Here is a 13,046-nt window from a genome sequence, read left to right on the forward strand (position 1 = left end):
AGGGCGCGATGCGGCTTTGCCGCCTGTCCGCGCTTCGGATAGACGGGCTGGCATCATGGCCGGGGCGCGCGCGGTGCAACAGCTTGCCATGGCAGATGCCATAGCTTGGGGAACTTCCGATGATCGATCGCCGCAAAGTGCTGACCGGGCTTTCGGTGACGGGTGCGATGCTGGCGGGCGGGATCCCGGCGCTCGGCCGCCCCGCCAAAGGCGGGTGCGCTCGATGTGACCAGTGCGGAAGGCCGGTTGCGCACCTTCATCATGATGCGCGGTGCGCTGGACGAGGGGCTGGTGACGAGCTGGGTTTCGGCGCGGTACTATGGCGTGGTCGAGGATCGCATGGACCCGCTGTTCGCGGTGGTCTCGGCAGTGTGGTCGCGCTACCGGCAAGTGGCCGACGGGTTCGAGGCGGTGAATTTCGAACTGGCCTGGTTCACCGATCCGGTAACCGGCAAGGCGCTGGATACATGGGACAATCCCTATACCGGCAAGACCTGCAAGGTGCCGACCGGGGGCCTGCCGCCCTCGAAGATCCGCTTCGGCAAGGACCTTTCGTTCCACATCGCGCGCGAGATTCCGGGGCTGCAGATGGAGCACGACATCCTGCCCTTCGACGTGCGCGGCGATGACGTGTGGGTGACCGAGCGTTCGCGCACGGCGATGACCTTTCCCGGCGCGCCCCGCCCCTTCCGCTATTCGGAAAGCAACACCTTCCATGCCAAGCGCCACGACCTGACGCGCCCCGGCGCGACGCGGGTGACGAGCGAGGTGAGCTTCACCAATGTCTGTTCATGGCGCCCATGGATGGAAATGGGTGACCGCCCCGGCCACCTGACCGCCACCGGCATCGGCCGCCAGAACGCCGACCCGGCCTCGCTGCCACCCGCGTTCGTCGAGGCGACCATGGCGCGGCGACCGGAGGTGCTGAAGGACCCGGCGGCGGTGCTGCAGCCGCTGTGGGGGGTGAGGGGTTAGGGGGCTAGTGTCCGACTGAAACCCGCCGTTCCATGCCATCGGGAAACGTAGCCGAGATCTTCAGGCGACCGCCAAGTGATTCAATCAGTTTCTGCAGTGTATCAATCTGAACCGTACCCATGGCGGCGCTGGTTTCGATCTGCGACAGTCCGCTCTTGGAAATGCCCAGCGCTTCGGCGACTTCCTTTTGCATTCGCCCGCGCAGCTTGCGCAGTTGCGCGATTGAAACCGGTACGTCGGCGCTGGTTGGCGTGCGTGTGGCAACCAGATGGGCAACCCGCGCTGCCGCATCTGGTGCATTGGCGAAGACTTCGTGGACGCCTTCCCCGAAGGCCAAGTTCGGACCTGCGGCTATGCCGAAGCCGAGCGGGCGCTTCCACTCGACTTCAACGGAGAAGCCGTCCGGCAGGTCGATCGACAGAATCCAGAAGCCGCTCGGTGCAGCCGGTTCGCTGACTTCGAACTCGGCTTCTGGATATTCGGCCCGCAAAGGCTCAAGAAGTGACAGAAAAGTCTGGAAAGTCATTCCCAAGATCAAAGCTCCAGTCAGGGAAGGGTTTTTCCGTCCTGCCCTGGCTTGTCCAGTACGATGGTGCCTTTGCCAAGGCCCCTTCGAATTTCGATACGGATCGAACCGTTGTGCCCGAAGCTGATGCGGTGACCACGGCTGTCGTAGACTGCAACAACTTCGTTTGAGATACTGCGCCGTCTGTCCTCTTTGGGAGGATACATCCGACCATCATTTTGCCATCCATCCGGATTATCGGGAACACCGGAGTGTTCGTTTTCAATCCGGACAAGTGTCTGCTCGAGTAGCAGCTTTGCCTCTTCGATCGAGGCTACGGCAGTGGCAGACATGAGTTCATCGAGAAACAGTTGGAAGCGTTCGCTCCTTTCCATTCCGAATAGCCTACGGCGCTACGCCGGTTGACGATTTGGGCATTCCTGGTTCCTTTCATTGCCAGATCACTCTGGTAAAGCTGTAGCTAAACCATTCTCCATCGATTGTCAAGATCGGACGGCAGTCCCTTGTGCCACTGCGCTAGGATCGCGCACGCCCTGCCAGCGCATAGAGTGCGCTTGCGGTCAGGACGCAGGGGACGACTACCAGGGCGATGGACCAGCCGACCATGGCGGGGTTGGCGAAGAGGCGTTCGGTGAGGGTGGCGACCAGCAGGGGGCCTAGCGTGGCGCCGAGCAGGGTGTTGAGGACGAGGGTCAGCGAGATGGCGCTGCCGCGCATGTTGGCGGGGACGAGGGTCTGCAGGGTGGCGAACATCACCGTGCCGACGCAGGCGAAGACCGCGTTGGACGAGGCGATCAGCACTGCGGCGAGGCGCGGGTCGGGGGCGAGGACTGCGAGCGCCGAGGGGATCGCGCATAGCGGGGCGAGGGTGAGGATGGTGTAGCGCGCGCGGGTTCGCCCCTGACGCACCGCCCGGTCGATCAGGAAGCCGCCGAGCAAGGGGCCGGTGGCGGAGAAGGCCATGGCGAAGGGGCCGAGCCAGGTGCCGAGGAAGGCGGGGCTGACGCCATGGCCGCGCAGCAGCAGCGTCGGCGTCCACGCCCCCGCGCCATAGGCGGCGGTGAAGCAGATCGCGAAGGCGAGGTAGAGCGGGACGGTGGTGGCGCGGTTGGTCCAGAGCCAATGCAGTTCCGCCTTGCCCGCGACGCCCTTGGCCGAGGACGGGATGGCCGCGCCCTTGCGCTCCGGTTCGTGGGTGAGCAGGGCCATCGCGGCGGCGACGCCGATGCCGCCTGCGCCGAACAGGACGAAGGCGATGCGCCATGGGGCAAGGCTGGCGAGCAGCGGCAGGTCCGCGAAGGCACCTTGGGCGGCGTGGGTGAGGACGAGGCCGGTCAGCGTGATGGCAAGGCCGTTCGCCAGGCCCTGGCCCATCATGTAGAGGCTGATCGGGCGGCCGCGGCGTTCGGGCGGGAACAGGTCGGCGATCAGCGAGATGGCGCAGGGGCCGAGCGCGGCTTCGCCAAGGCCGACGAGCAGGCGCGCGGCGAAGAGCGAGCCGAAGCCTTGGGCCAAGCCGCTGGCGATGGTGGCAAGGCTCCACAAGCCGATGCCGGTGGCGACGAGGCGCTTGCGCGAGATGCGATCGGCGAGCAGGCCCATCGGCATGCCCATGATCGCATAGAACAGGCCGAAGGCGAGGCCCTGGAGCAGGGCGATCTGTTCATCGCCGATGCCGATATCGTGGCGCACCGGATCGACCACGATGGCCAGCACGCCGCGATCGATGACGGAGAAAACTCCGGCGAGGAACAGCAGCGAAACCATCCCCCACGCGTGCGCGGGGGATGGCCAGCGCGCTTCTTCGGGCGCGTTCACAGCAAGCCTGCGGCGCGGGCGCGGGTCTTGATGTAGTCGCCCAGCCAATCGAGGTTGCGGAAGCGCAGGGTGCCGCGGCCGACGGCGGTGGAGCTGTGCGCCATGCCGGCGACGAGGCGCAGCGCCTTGGCCATCAGGAAGATCTCGCCCGCTTCGACCTCCTCGGGCGTGAACGGGCGGACTGACTGGTAGCCGTCCTCGAAGGCGGTGCCATAGGCCGGGTCGAAGCCGTAGAAGAGGTTGCCCCAGACGAAGTTCTTGACGTCCTGCATGAGGAAGTCTTCCCCCGCCGCGTCGAAATCGAGCAGGGTGATCGCGCCGTCATCGGCGACGTGGACGTTGGAGGGGTGGAAATCGCGGTGGCAGACGCCGAGCGGGACCTTGCCCGAGGCGGCGAGTTCATCGAGGCGACGATCGAGGTTGGCGGCGATTACCGGATAGTCGCGCAGGTCGTCGGGCCGGTCGTAGACGAAATCGACCAGCGCGGGCATGCAGATGTTGTAGTCCTTGGCGGTCTTGGTGGTGAACTGGTGGTCGGGACCGGCCCAGGCGTAGCCTGCGAGGTGCATCTGCGCGAAGGCGGCGCCGATGCGGAAGGCGGTTTCGGTGGAGAGGCGCTCGCCGAACTTCACGCCGGGGGCCCAGTCGTACATGGCGACGGCGCGGACGCCTTCGGGGGTATCGGCCTTGAAGTAGAGCGCGCCATCGTGTTGCGGCACGGCGACCGAGGCGGGGAAGCCCTTCTCGCGCAGGAAATCGAGGAAGCCGAGTTCGTAGGCGACGTCGTCAGGTTCGCGCCAGGTCTTGCGCCAGACGCGCAGGGCGTATTTCGCGGCGGCGTCCTGCACGAGGTAGACGTCGTTCATGCCGCGATAGAGCAGGAAGCAGCTGACGTCTCCGCTTACCGGATAGCGGGCGCGGACCTGGGCGGCGATCCAGTCCGGGTGAAGGACGGAGTGGGAAACCTGCGCGGGAGGCAGGACGGCGTCATTCGAGGAAGGTGCGTATTTCATGGGCCAGTATCTCCGGCGCGATATCGAAAATGTCGCGGTCGAGATCGGGCAGTTCCCGCACGACCGCATTCGGAAGGACTTGCGCGGCCTCGAGCGAGACGGCGCGCAGTTCCTCGGCGGGCTGCAGGACCAGGACAGGGCAGGGGACGAGGGAGAGGCGGGCAAAATCCCACCCCCACACGCCCTTGTAGGCCCAGGTGAAGCGATCGAGCACGGCGGCCTTGTCGGCAAAGTTGCGCATGGCCTTGGCCAGCGGCACCCTGCGGTCGCGCGTGGCGACGACATAGGTCCACAGGCGCTGGAGCAGGTCCATGATGACCTTGCCGTCCTCTTCAGGGACGGGGAAATGGTCAGCATCGGCGAGCTTCTTTGCCCGGGTTGACGCATCGTACATCGGGATGCCGGTCATCACCGCCCTGCGCACCCGATCGGGCCGCGCGATGGCGAGTTCGGCTGCGAGCAGAGTGCCGGTGTGAAAGCCGTAGAGGTCGACGGTTTCCAGACCGAGCGCGTCGAGAGCATCGGAGAACGCGGCCGCATAGCCCGCCATGCCGGCCGGGGCCGGGGGCGCATCGGACATGCCGTATCCCGGCGTGTCGAAGGCATAGACCCGGTGGGTGGTGGCAAGGGCCTGGATCAGCGGTTCGTACTCGAAGCCCGATGACGGGTTCTGGTGCAGCATGACGATGGCAGGCTGTCCGGGATTGATCGTTTCATCGTCCGGTCCTGCGGTGCGGTAGTGCATGTGGCCGAACCGGCACGCGGTGTAGCCGCGGCGGATGAAGCGCGGGGCGGGCGGGATCGAGGAAGGGCCTGTGGTCATCGCGGATGAGGATGCCTGCTCGGCGGGCGGCGGTGCGGGCCGATCGCGCTTTGTCCGCAGGGTGGAGAGCGGATGAAGAAAAGGGGCGGCGCTGGAAAAGCACCGCCCCTTCAGGGAGAGTTCGTACCGGCTGGCCGGGATCAGAACTTGTAATTGCCGCGAATGCCGAACGTGCGCAGTTCGGGCAGGCCGACGTTGAGATAGCCGAAGGCCGCGCCCGACAGGGCGAAGCTGGGTTCCAGAAGGTTGTTCTGGGCAACGGCGGTGTAGTTCTTGTCGTTGAACAGGTTGGTGGCGAATGCCTCCAGCCCGAAGCTGCCCTTGGTAAAGCCGATGCGGGCGTTCACCTGCGTGCGGCCCTTGATCCAGGTGAGGTTCGCCGGATCGACGAACTGGCGCGACTTGTAGGAGAAGTCGGCGCGGACGAACCAGGTGCTCTCCTCGCCGAGCTTGCCGGTGTACTGGCCGCCGATGTTGGCCGAATACTTCGAGGTGAGCGGCAGCTGGTTGCCCTTGAAGCCATTGCCGGTGACGCCGGTCAGGCGGGTGATGGCCGGATCGGCAAAGCTGCGGATCGAGCTGTCGTTGATCGCGCCCGAGGCGTTGATGGTGAGGCCATCGACCGGCTCGGCGTTGATGTCGAGCTCGAAGCCGCGCACCTGCGTCTTGCCGGTGTTGGCCACGCCGCTGACGATCGAGGGCAGGGCGTTGGGGATGGTCGTGTCGAGGAAGATGACCGAGCGGTTGTTGTGCTGGTCCGACCAGTCGGCGACATAGGCGGCGGCGGTGACGAAGAGGCGACCGTCGAGGAACTTGCCCTTGAGGCCCAGTTCGTAGTTGGTGAGCTTCTCAGGCTTCACGATCACGCCCAGGCCAATGCCTTCGGCCGCTGCGAACTCGCCCGCCGATCCCGAAAGGAACTGGGTGTTGAACGAGCTGAGGGTGACGTTGGCGGCCTTCGACCACGAGGCATAGACCATCACGTCGGGCGTCACGTCATAGTTGATGATGACGCGCGGCATGAAGTTGTCGAACGACTTGTTGAAGAACGAGGTCAGCGGCGCGAAAGTGCCGGCGGGCAGGCCGTACTTGGTGGCGGCCGCTGCGCCGATCGTCAGCGAACGACCGCCGGCATAGGCATAGACCTTGTCACGCTGCCAGCGGCCTTCCGCGCTGATGTTGAGCGCATCGGTCACGTCGTAGCTGACGCTGCCGAACACGCCGAAGGTTTCGGCGCGGGCCGGCGGGGTCAGCGTGCCGGCCGAGCGGGCAGCGCCGAACTGTTCTTCGTTGAACACGCTGAGCAGGGCGCCGTTCGACTTGGTATCGAGATAGCTGCCGCCGAGCATGGCCTTGAGCGCGCCGCCCTTGTCGTAGGACACGCGCAGTTCCTGCGAGAAGTCCTTGTTGCGGCGTTCGACCAGGAACGGGAAGGTCCAGTAAGTGCGCAGGCCGTTGGCGGTGGTGGCGACCGGGTTACGCAGCAGCGAGCTGTCGTAGTTGTCGAGGTCCGCCATCTGCGAATAGAGCTCGTTGTTGTAGCCCGTCAGCGAGGACAGCGTCAGGCCGGTGTCGCCCAGCTCGTAATCGACGTTGAGGTGGAGGTGGTAGTACTGGCGGACGAGGCCGTAGCCACGGGCGCCCTTGGCGGGATCGGTGATGCGGAAGTCGGAACGGCCGAGAATGCGCGAGAGCAGCGCGTCTTCAAGCGTGTTCTGGGCGGGGCTGAAACCGGCGGGCAGGGCGGGTGCGGCACCGCAGATGAACGGATTGGTGCCGTTGAGCGTGCAGTTGGCGAGGCCGGGGACGATCACCGTGCCGTTGGTGTTGCCGCTGCGGAAGGGAATGTTGACGCTGCCGTTGTTGGCGCGGATCTCGTAGGCCGAGAGCATGCCCTGTGCCGAAGGACCGTCGTTGTCCTCGGAGTAGAGGCCCATGGCCTTGATCGTCAGCGCCGAGGACGGCGTGAATTCGAGCTGCAGCGTGCCGGTATGGGTCTGCTGGTCGCCCAGGGTCTGGTTGGGGTTGGCAGCGTTGCGATATGAGCCGTCCTTGGAGAAGGCGCGGCCGGTGATGCGGAAGCTGAGCAGGTCGGCCACGATCGGGCCTTCGAGCGCGGCCGAGACGTCATAGTTGCTGCGCGTGCCGCCCATCGCCGAGATCGAGCCACCGAAGTCCTTGCCCGGCGTCTTGGTGACGACGTTGATCGCGCCGGCAAAGGCGTTGCGACCGAAGTAGGCGTTCTGCGGACCCTTGAGCAGTTCGATGCGGGCCGGGTCGATCACGGCGTTGAGCGCGGTGGCCGAGGCGACCGGGACGCCATCGATGAAGCTGGCGGTGAGCGTCGAAGTGGTGGTCGACGGGGTCATGCCGCGCAGGGAGATCTGCTGGAACGAACGGTCGTTGCGGCCCGAGTTGGTGTTCGAGACGTTGATCCCCGGCGTGTTGAGCACGACATCGTTGACGCTGGTGATGCCGCGCTTCTCGATGTCCTGCGAGGTCAGGGCAGAGATGGCGATCGGCGTTTCGAGGAGGCTTTCCTCGCGCTTGCGGGCGGTGACGGTGATGACGGCGAGGCCGCCTTCGGCTTCGGATGCCTGCGGCTCTGCCTCGGCGGCGAAGGCGGCCTGCGGCGCGACCATTGCCGTGGTGGCAAGGGCGATCGACATCACGGTAAGCGAAGTGGACTTGAAGTAACGCTTCATAATTCCCCCCTATCCGTCCGGGCTATATTACCTGGACGCATGAATATATTCCGGAAAATCCGGTTGTTCCCTTCGGTGAAGCAGTATAGAAGCCGTGCGGCGAGAGTTGCCGTAGTTTCGGCGGGCCTGCTTTCGGATGTGCAGGCTTGATCCGATCCGGTGCGATCACAACGCAAAGCGTGGCATCTATCCGCCAATCGGAGATTCCGCGCTGCAATGCCCGATGCCGGAAAAGGCACGGCAGTTTCCCTGCCAACACAGGTGCGATAGTGCGGACCAACTGTCCGCCGCCGCCTTGCCGGATGGGGAGATCGTCCGAATGTCGTCTGATTATCAAGCACATGGCGCCTCGGGATTGAGCAAGCCGACCAAGGCCGGTTTCGCGCTCGGGCAGGTTGCGGGACAGCTGTTCCGCGACGCGCCATCGCTGCTGCTGCTGTTTTACCTGACCAACGTGATGGGCATTGCCCCCGCCATTGCCGGTGCAGCAATCTTCGTGCCCAAGGTGGTGTTCGGCGTGGTGTTCGACTTGTGGATCGGAGTCGCGTCGGACCGGATGGCGGCGCGCTTCCCGCGGCGGCGCTGGCTGCTGGTCGGCGGGATTGCCGCGCCCTTCGCGATGATCGGGCCGTTCGCGGTGCCCGAAGCGGCGATGATGGTGCAGGTGGCGTGGGTGTTCGTCACGTTCAGCGCCTACATGGCGGTCTATTCGACGTTTTCGGTGCCCTATCTGGCACAGTTCGCCGAGATGTCGTCCGATCCGGTGGAGCGGACCGAACTGATGGGCTGGAAGCACGGGTTCACCGGCCTTGGCGTGTTGCTGTCGTCCTCGTTCGCGCCGATGCTGGTCAATCGGCTTGGCATGGACCGGCAGGGGCACCTGATCACGATGGTCGTGCTCGGGCTGATCGCGATGACCTGCCTGCTGGTGGCGTGGCGCTTTGCGGCGCGCATCCGCGAGCCGCAGGAAGCGACAAAAGCCTTTGCGATCAGGGATTTGCCGCGCGCCTTTGCCGACCGGCGCTTTGCCGTGCTGTGCCTTTCGGCGGTGGTGATGACGGTGGGGGCGGGGATTTCCTACGCCGGCTTCCCGTTCTTCGTGAAGTACGCGATGGCGCGGCCTGAACCGTTGCACGACATCGGCGTGATGTCTGCCATCATGGCGGTGGCGGTGATGGCGGGATCGCCGCTGTGGGTCATGGTGGCCAAGCGCATCGGCAAGAAGCGGACTTATGTGATCGCGGCGAGCGGGCACGGCCTCGTCACGCTGCTGTGGGGCCAGATGGCGCATGTGCCGATGCCGGTGGCGTGGGTGCTGGCAGCGGTGATGGCGGCGTGCAATGCGGGCTGGGGGACGATCGTGCTGTCGCTGCTGTCCGATTGCATTGCCCATGCGCGGGACGAGCATGGCGAGAACCGCGCTGGGACTTATTCGGCGATCTGGTCGGTGATCGAGAAGGCGGGAATTGCGCTGGGCGGGACGCTGGTGGTCGGCGCGCTGCTTTCGGCCTGGGGCTTCGATGCGGCGGCGGCGCGGGCCGGGGTGGCGCAATCGGCCGAGGCGATTGCCGGGACGGTCATGGCCTATTCGGTGGTGCCGGGCGTGACCAAGCTGATCGCCGCGTTGATCATCTGGCGCTTCGTGCATGAAAAGCCGCAAGCGCAGCAAGGGGAACTGGCCCATGCGTGATGCGGTGGGGCTGCTGCTGGTCGGCTGCGGGCGTATTTCCGGCGCGCATCTGGCGGCGCTGGCGGGGCTGGAGCAGGAAATACGGCTGGTCGGCGCGGTCGATACCGATGCTGCAGCCGCAGAGCGGACGGGCGCGCAGCATGGCGTGGCGGCGTTCACCGATCTGGCCGCTGGGCTGGCGGCGCCGGGGGTGGATGCGGTGCTGATCGCCAGTCCCAATGCACTGCATGGCAGCCAGGCGGCAATGGCGCTGGCGGCGGGCAAGCACGTGCTGGTGGAAAAGCCGCTCGCCGAGACGGGTGCGCAGGCGCGCGAACTGGCCGAGGCGGCGCAGCGGCGCGGGCTGGTGCTGGCGGCGGGGCATACCTATCGGCACAATGCAGCAGTTGCGACGCTGGTGGACATGATGCCGCAGTGGGGGCCTTTGCGCGCGGTGGAGGTTTCGTCCTGCGTGTTCTGGGACGGACCGCAGGCGCCATGGTGGGCGGAGCGGACGCCCGAGGAAGGGCTGATCCTTTCGCTGTTCGCGCCGCATAGCCTTGATTTCGTGCAGCTGGTGATGGGTGCGGACGATCCGCTGCGGGTGCAGGTGGAAGCGGCGCGATGGCAGGGCGGCTGGCAGGGCGAGGACGAGGCGATGATCCTGCTCGGCTATCCGGGGCGCAGGATGGCGAGCGTGCATATCTCGTACAACCAGCGCAGCGTGTTTGACCGCAAGGTCCTGCACTTTGCGGGCGGTGTGGCCGAGATCGAGGATGGCGAGGTGCTGAAGTGGAACGGCGGGGTTCTGGTCGCCCCGCCCGATGGCGTGCTGACCAATCCGCGCGCGATGGGCGGGCGCAAGCTCGGGCACTTTTTTGCGCAGCAATTGCGTGAATTTGCTGCCGCCGTGCGGGGCGAGGCGCATCGTCTGCCGACGGGGCATGACGCGGCGCGGCTGATCGACCTGATCGACCGGGTGAAGGCGGCGGCGCGCAGCACTTGTGCCGATGCGATCGATCCGGAGTTTGTGGCGTGAGCCTGCTGTTGCTGATGGCGGCTGTCGCGGCAGAAGCGCCGCCGGCCAATGGCTACGTACCGCCCAAGGTGGCCGCACCTGCGCCGCGCTTTCCGCCGGTGGTGGCGGGGGCGAGCTTTGCCGAGTGCCGGGATTGCCCGGAGATGGTGGTGATCCCGCCGGGCAGCTTCGTGATGGGATCGAGCGCGCAGGAGCGCAAGGCGCTGGGCGTGCTGGCGATGTTCGACCGGATGGAGGAGCCGCGCCACCGCGTGACGATCGGCTATCGCTTTGCCGTGGGGCGCCATGCGGTGACCTTCGAGCAATGGGATGCCTGCGTGGCCGATGGCGGATGCAACGGCTATCGCCCCGACGATGCCGGCTGGGGGCGCGGGCGCAGGCCGGTGATCAACGTCAACTTTGCCGATGCGCAAGGCTATGTCGCGTGGCTCTCGCAGCGGACGGGGCAGCGCTATCGGCTGCTGTCCGAGGCGGAGTGGGAATATGCCGGGCGGGGCGGGACGGACACGTGGTATCCGTTCGGCAATACGATCGATCCGAGCAGGGCGAACTATGGCAACCACCATGACCGGACGACGCCGGTGGGGTCATACCCGCCCAACGGCTTTGGCCTGCACGACATGACCGCGAACGTGGCGCAGTGGGTGCAGGACTGCCACCACGACGATTACGTGGGGGCGCCAAGCGATGGCTCGGCCTGGCTGAGCGGCCCCTGCACCTTGCGCAACGTGCGCGGCGGCGGGTGGAGCCTTTCGGGCTGGAGCGTGCGCGTGGCCCAGCGGATCGGCGATCCGCCGGGCGCGCGCAACGATCACCTGGGCTTCCGCGTGGCGCGGGATCTGCCGCAGGATTAGCGCTTGGTCGTGGCGAAGGCTTCGATGAGGTCGAGCTTGGCCTTGTAAGGATCTGGGCTGGCCGTGGCGGTTGCGTCCGGGTTGTGCTGGAGCAGGGCTTCGCTCTTGCGGTCATAAGTGGGCCAGGCGGGCAGGGACTTGCCGTTGGGGTTCCCTGACTTCACGAAGTTCACCACATAGGCGTGTGCGAGGGCTGCGGCCTTGCGGTCCTGCGCGGTGGTGGCTGGGCCGTACCGGGCGTCTACCGTATTGAAGAAATAGGCAATGTCGGTGGCGTGCGGTGCGCCCGATTTCCATTCGGCGCGCTTGGCCTGTGCCACGTAGCCGAAGCGGTAGACATAGGCCTTGCGGCCTGCGGCGACGGCATGGCGGGCGACGAAGCGGGCGGGTTCGCCCATGTACTGATCGCCGGTGAGGGCCCGCGAGACTCCGGCGAAGGCGGCGGTGCCATCAGGGTCATAGGCCTTGCGCAGGGCGGGGCCTTGCGCGCCGAAGCTGGCGAAAAGCGCCTCCTTGTCTTGCGCGAAGGTGATCCCGGCATCGGCGCTGGTCATGCCGATCATCAGCGGGACCGGGGCGATCTGGCCCTTGTCCATCAGCCTGTCGCTGAGGTCGGTGATCACGGAACCTTCGGCGACGAAGCCACCGACATAGGTGGAGGGCCGGGCAAAGCGATCGGCGAAGAGGTTGCTGCCCTGCACCGTGGCGGCAGGCAGGGCGCGCATTGCGGCAAGGCCTGCTGCGCCCTTGTCGGCGATGCCGTGCTTTGCGGCAAAGTCGACGCCGACCTGCTCGCCGGTCTCGATCGATGCGGTGGGGAGGAGCGAGCGGCCTCCGCCCGACATGGCGATGGCGCCGTGGAACAGGCCTCGGGCGGACGGCATGGTCATGAGGTTGATGACCGATGTGCCGCCCGCGCTTTCGCCGATGATGGTGACCCTTGCCGGATCGCCGCCGAACTGCGCGATGTTGGTCTTGATCCAGTTGAGCGCGGCGACCTGATCCTCCATCGCGAAGTTGCCCACCGGCTTGCCCGCCTCGGCGCCGAGCGCGGGGTGCGAGAAGAAGCCGAAGCGGCCGACGCGGTAGTTGAAGCTGGCAAAGACGACGCCGGCGCGGGCAAAGGCCGAGCCATCGTAGATCGCGGGCGAGGTGCCGCCGTGGATGAAGGCGCCGCCATAGATCCAGACGAGGACGGGGAGCCTTGCGTCTGCTTTCGCTGCGGCGGGCTTCCATATGTTGAGATAGAGGCAGTCCTCGTCGGGCGTGGTGCGCAAGGGCGCCTCATCGGCGGGCGAGGGGTTCTGCATGCAATCGTGGCCGAAGGCGCCGGCATCGCGCACCCCCGGCCACGGTGCGACGGGCTGTGGCGAGCGCCAGCGGTTCTGGCCCAGAGGCGGTGCGGCAAAGGGAATGCCGCGGAACACATCGACCGCGCCTTCACGCGTTCCGGCGACCTTGCCGGCGACGGTCGTGGCCTCGGGCGGCTTTGCGGCAATTGGCGTGGCAAGGAGAGCGGCGGCGGCGGTCAGGAGCAGAAGCGGGCGCATGGTTTTCCCTGAATGTTGCAAAGAAAAGGGCCGGACGCTGGAGGAGCATCCGGCCCTGATCAGGCGATCATGAC

Annotated in this window: 11 protein-coding genes; 4 read left to right on the forward strand and 7 right to left on the reverse strand. The window is 66.2% G+C overall.

Going from position 1 to position 13,046, the window contains the following annotated elements:
• Nucleotides 1-225: 225 nt before the first annotated feature.
• A complete protein-coding gene (locus I2488_RS00195) occupies nucleotides 226-975 on the forward strand; it encodes a DUF1838 family protein (protein ID WP_196273796.1) in 750 nt (249 codons plus the stop codon).
• A 4-nt stretch (nucleotides 976-979) separates the two neighbouring features.
• On the opposite strand, the gene I2488_RS00200 is transcribed toward I2488_RS00195, so the two are convergent.
• The 6 genes from I2488_RS00200 to I2488_RS00225 all read right to left on the reverse strand — a co-directional run bounded on the left by I2488_RS00200 (nucleotide 980) and on the right by I2488_RS00225 (nucleotide 7,860).
• Complete coding sequence (locus I2488_RS00200) at nucleotides 980-1,501, reverse strand: helix-turn-helix domain-containing protein (RefSeq protein WP_196273797.1); 522 nt, start codon at nucleotides 1,499-1,501, stop codon at nucleotides 980-982.
• A 20-nt stretch (nucleotides 1,502-1,521) separates the two neighbouring features.
• On the reverse strand, nucleotides 1,522-1,875 hold the full coding sequence (locus I2488_RS00205; protein WP_196273798.1) for a hypothetical protein: 354 nt from the start codon (nucleotides 1,873-1,875) through the stop codon (nucleotides 1,522-1,524).
• Between the two features lie 142 nt (nucleotides 1,876-2,017).
• Nucleotides 2,018-3,268, reverse strand: a complete 1,251-nt coding sequence (locus I2488_RS00210; protein WP_196273799.1) for an MFS transporter — start codon at nucleotides 3,266-3,268, stop codon at nucleotides 2,018-2,020.
• Nucleotides 3,269-3,315: 47 nt separating this feature from the next.
• The gene (locus tag I2488_RS00215) at nucleotides 3,316-4,332 is read right to left on the reverse strand and encodes a phosphotransferase enzyme family protein (protein ID WP_196273800.1); all 1,017 of its coding nucleotides are present in this window, start codon (nucleotides 4,330-4,332) and stop codon (nucleotides 3,316-3,318) included.
• Nucleotides 4,307-5,155 (reverse strand): alpha/beta fold hydrolase, encoded by an 849-nt coding sequence (locus I2488_RS00220; protein ID WP_196273801.1) that lies wholly within the window; start codon nucleotides 5,153-5,155, stop codon nucleotides 4,307-4,309. Before I2488_RS00220 ends, I2488_RS00215 begins: the two co-directional genes overlap by 26 nt.
• Before the next feature lie 140 nt (nucleotides 5,156-5,295).
• Complete coding sequence (locus I2488_RS00225) at nucleotides 5,296-7,860, reverse strand: TonB-dependent receptor (protein ID WP_196273802.1); 2,565 nt, start codon at nucleotides 7,858-7,860, stop codon at nucleotides 5,296-5,298.
• Between the two features lie 319 nt (nucleotides 7,861-8,179).
• On the opposite strand from I2488_RS00225, the gene I2488_RS00230 reads away from it, so the two are divergent.
• The 3 genes from I2488_RS00230 to I2488_RS00240 are packed head-to-tail and all read left to right on the forward strand — an operon-like array spanning nucleotide 8,180 to nucleotide 11,422.
• Nucleotides 8,180-9,550 carry an MFS transporter gene (locus tag I2488_RS00230; protein WP_196273803.1) on the forward strand — a complete coding sequence of 457 codons (1,371 nt, stop codon included), beginning with the start codon at nucleotides 8,180-8,182 and terminating at the stop codon, nucleotides 9,548-9,550.
• The gene (locus I2488_RS00235) at nucleotides 9,543-10,568 is read left to right on the forward strand and encodes a Gfo/Idh/MocA family protein (protein WP_196273804.1); all 1,026 of its coding nucleotides are present in this window, start codon (nucleotides 9,543-9,545) and stop codon (nucleotides 10,566-10,568) included. Before I2488_RS00230 ends, I2488_RS00235 begins: the two co-directional genes overlap by 8 nt.
• Complete coding sequence (locus tag I2488_RS00240) at nucleotides 10,565-11,422, forward strand: formylglycine-generating enzyme family protein (protein WP_214652134.1); 858 nt, start codon at nucleotides 10,565-10,567, stop codon at nucleotides 11,420-11,422. The genes I2488_RS00235 and I2488_RS00240 overlap by 4 nt, the downstream gene beginning before the upstream one ends.
• Here I2488_RS00240 and I2488_RS00245 read toward each other — a convergent pair.
• Complete coding sequence (locus I2488_RS00245) at nucleotides 11,419-12,972, reverse strand: carboxylesterase/lipase family protein (RefSeq protein ID WP_196273805.1); 1,554 nt, start codon at nucleotides 12,970-12,972, stop codon at nucleotides 11,419-11,421. The genes I2488_RS00240 and I2488_RS00245 overlap by 4 nt on opposite strands.
• Between the last annotated feature and the right edge of the window lie 74 nt (nucleotides 12,973-13,046).

Origin of the sequence: Novosphingobium jiangmenense (assembly GCF_015694345.1) — a bacterium.
GTDB classification, from domain to species: Bacteria; Pseudomonadota; Alphaproteobacteria; order Sphingomonadales; family Sphingomonadaceae; genus Novosphingobium; species Novosphingobium jiangmenense.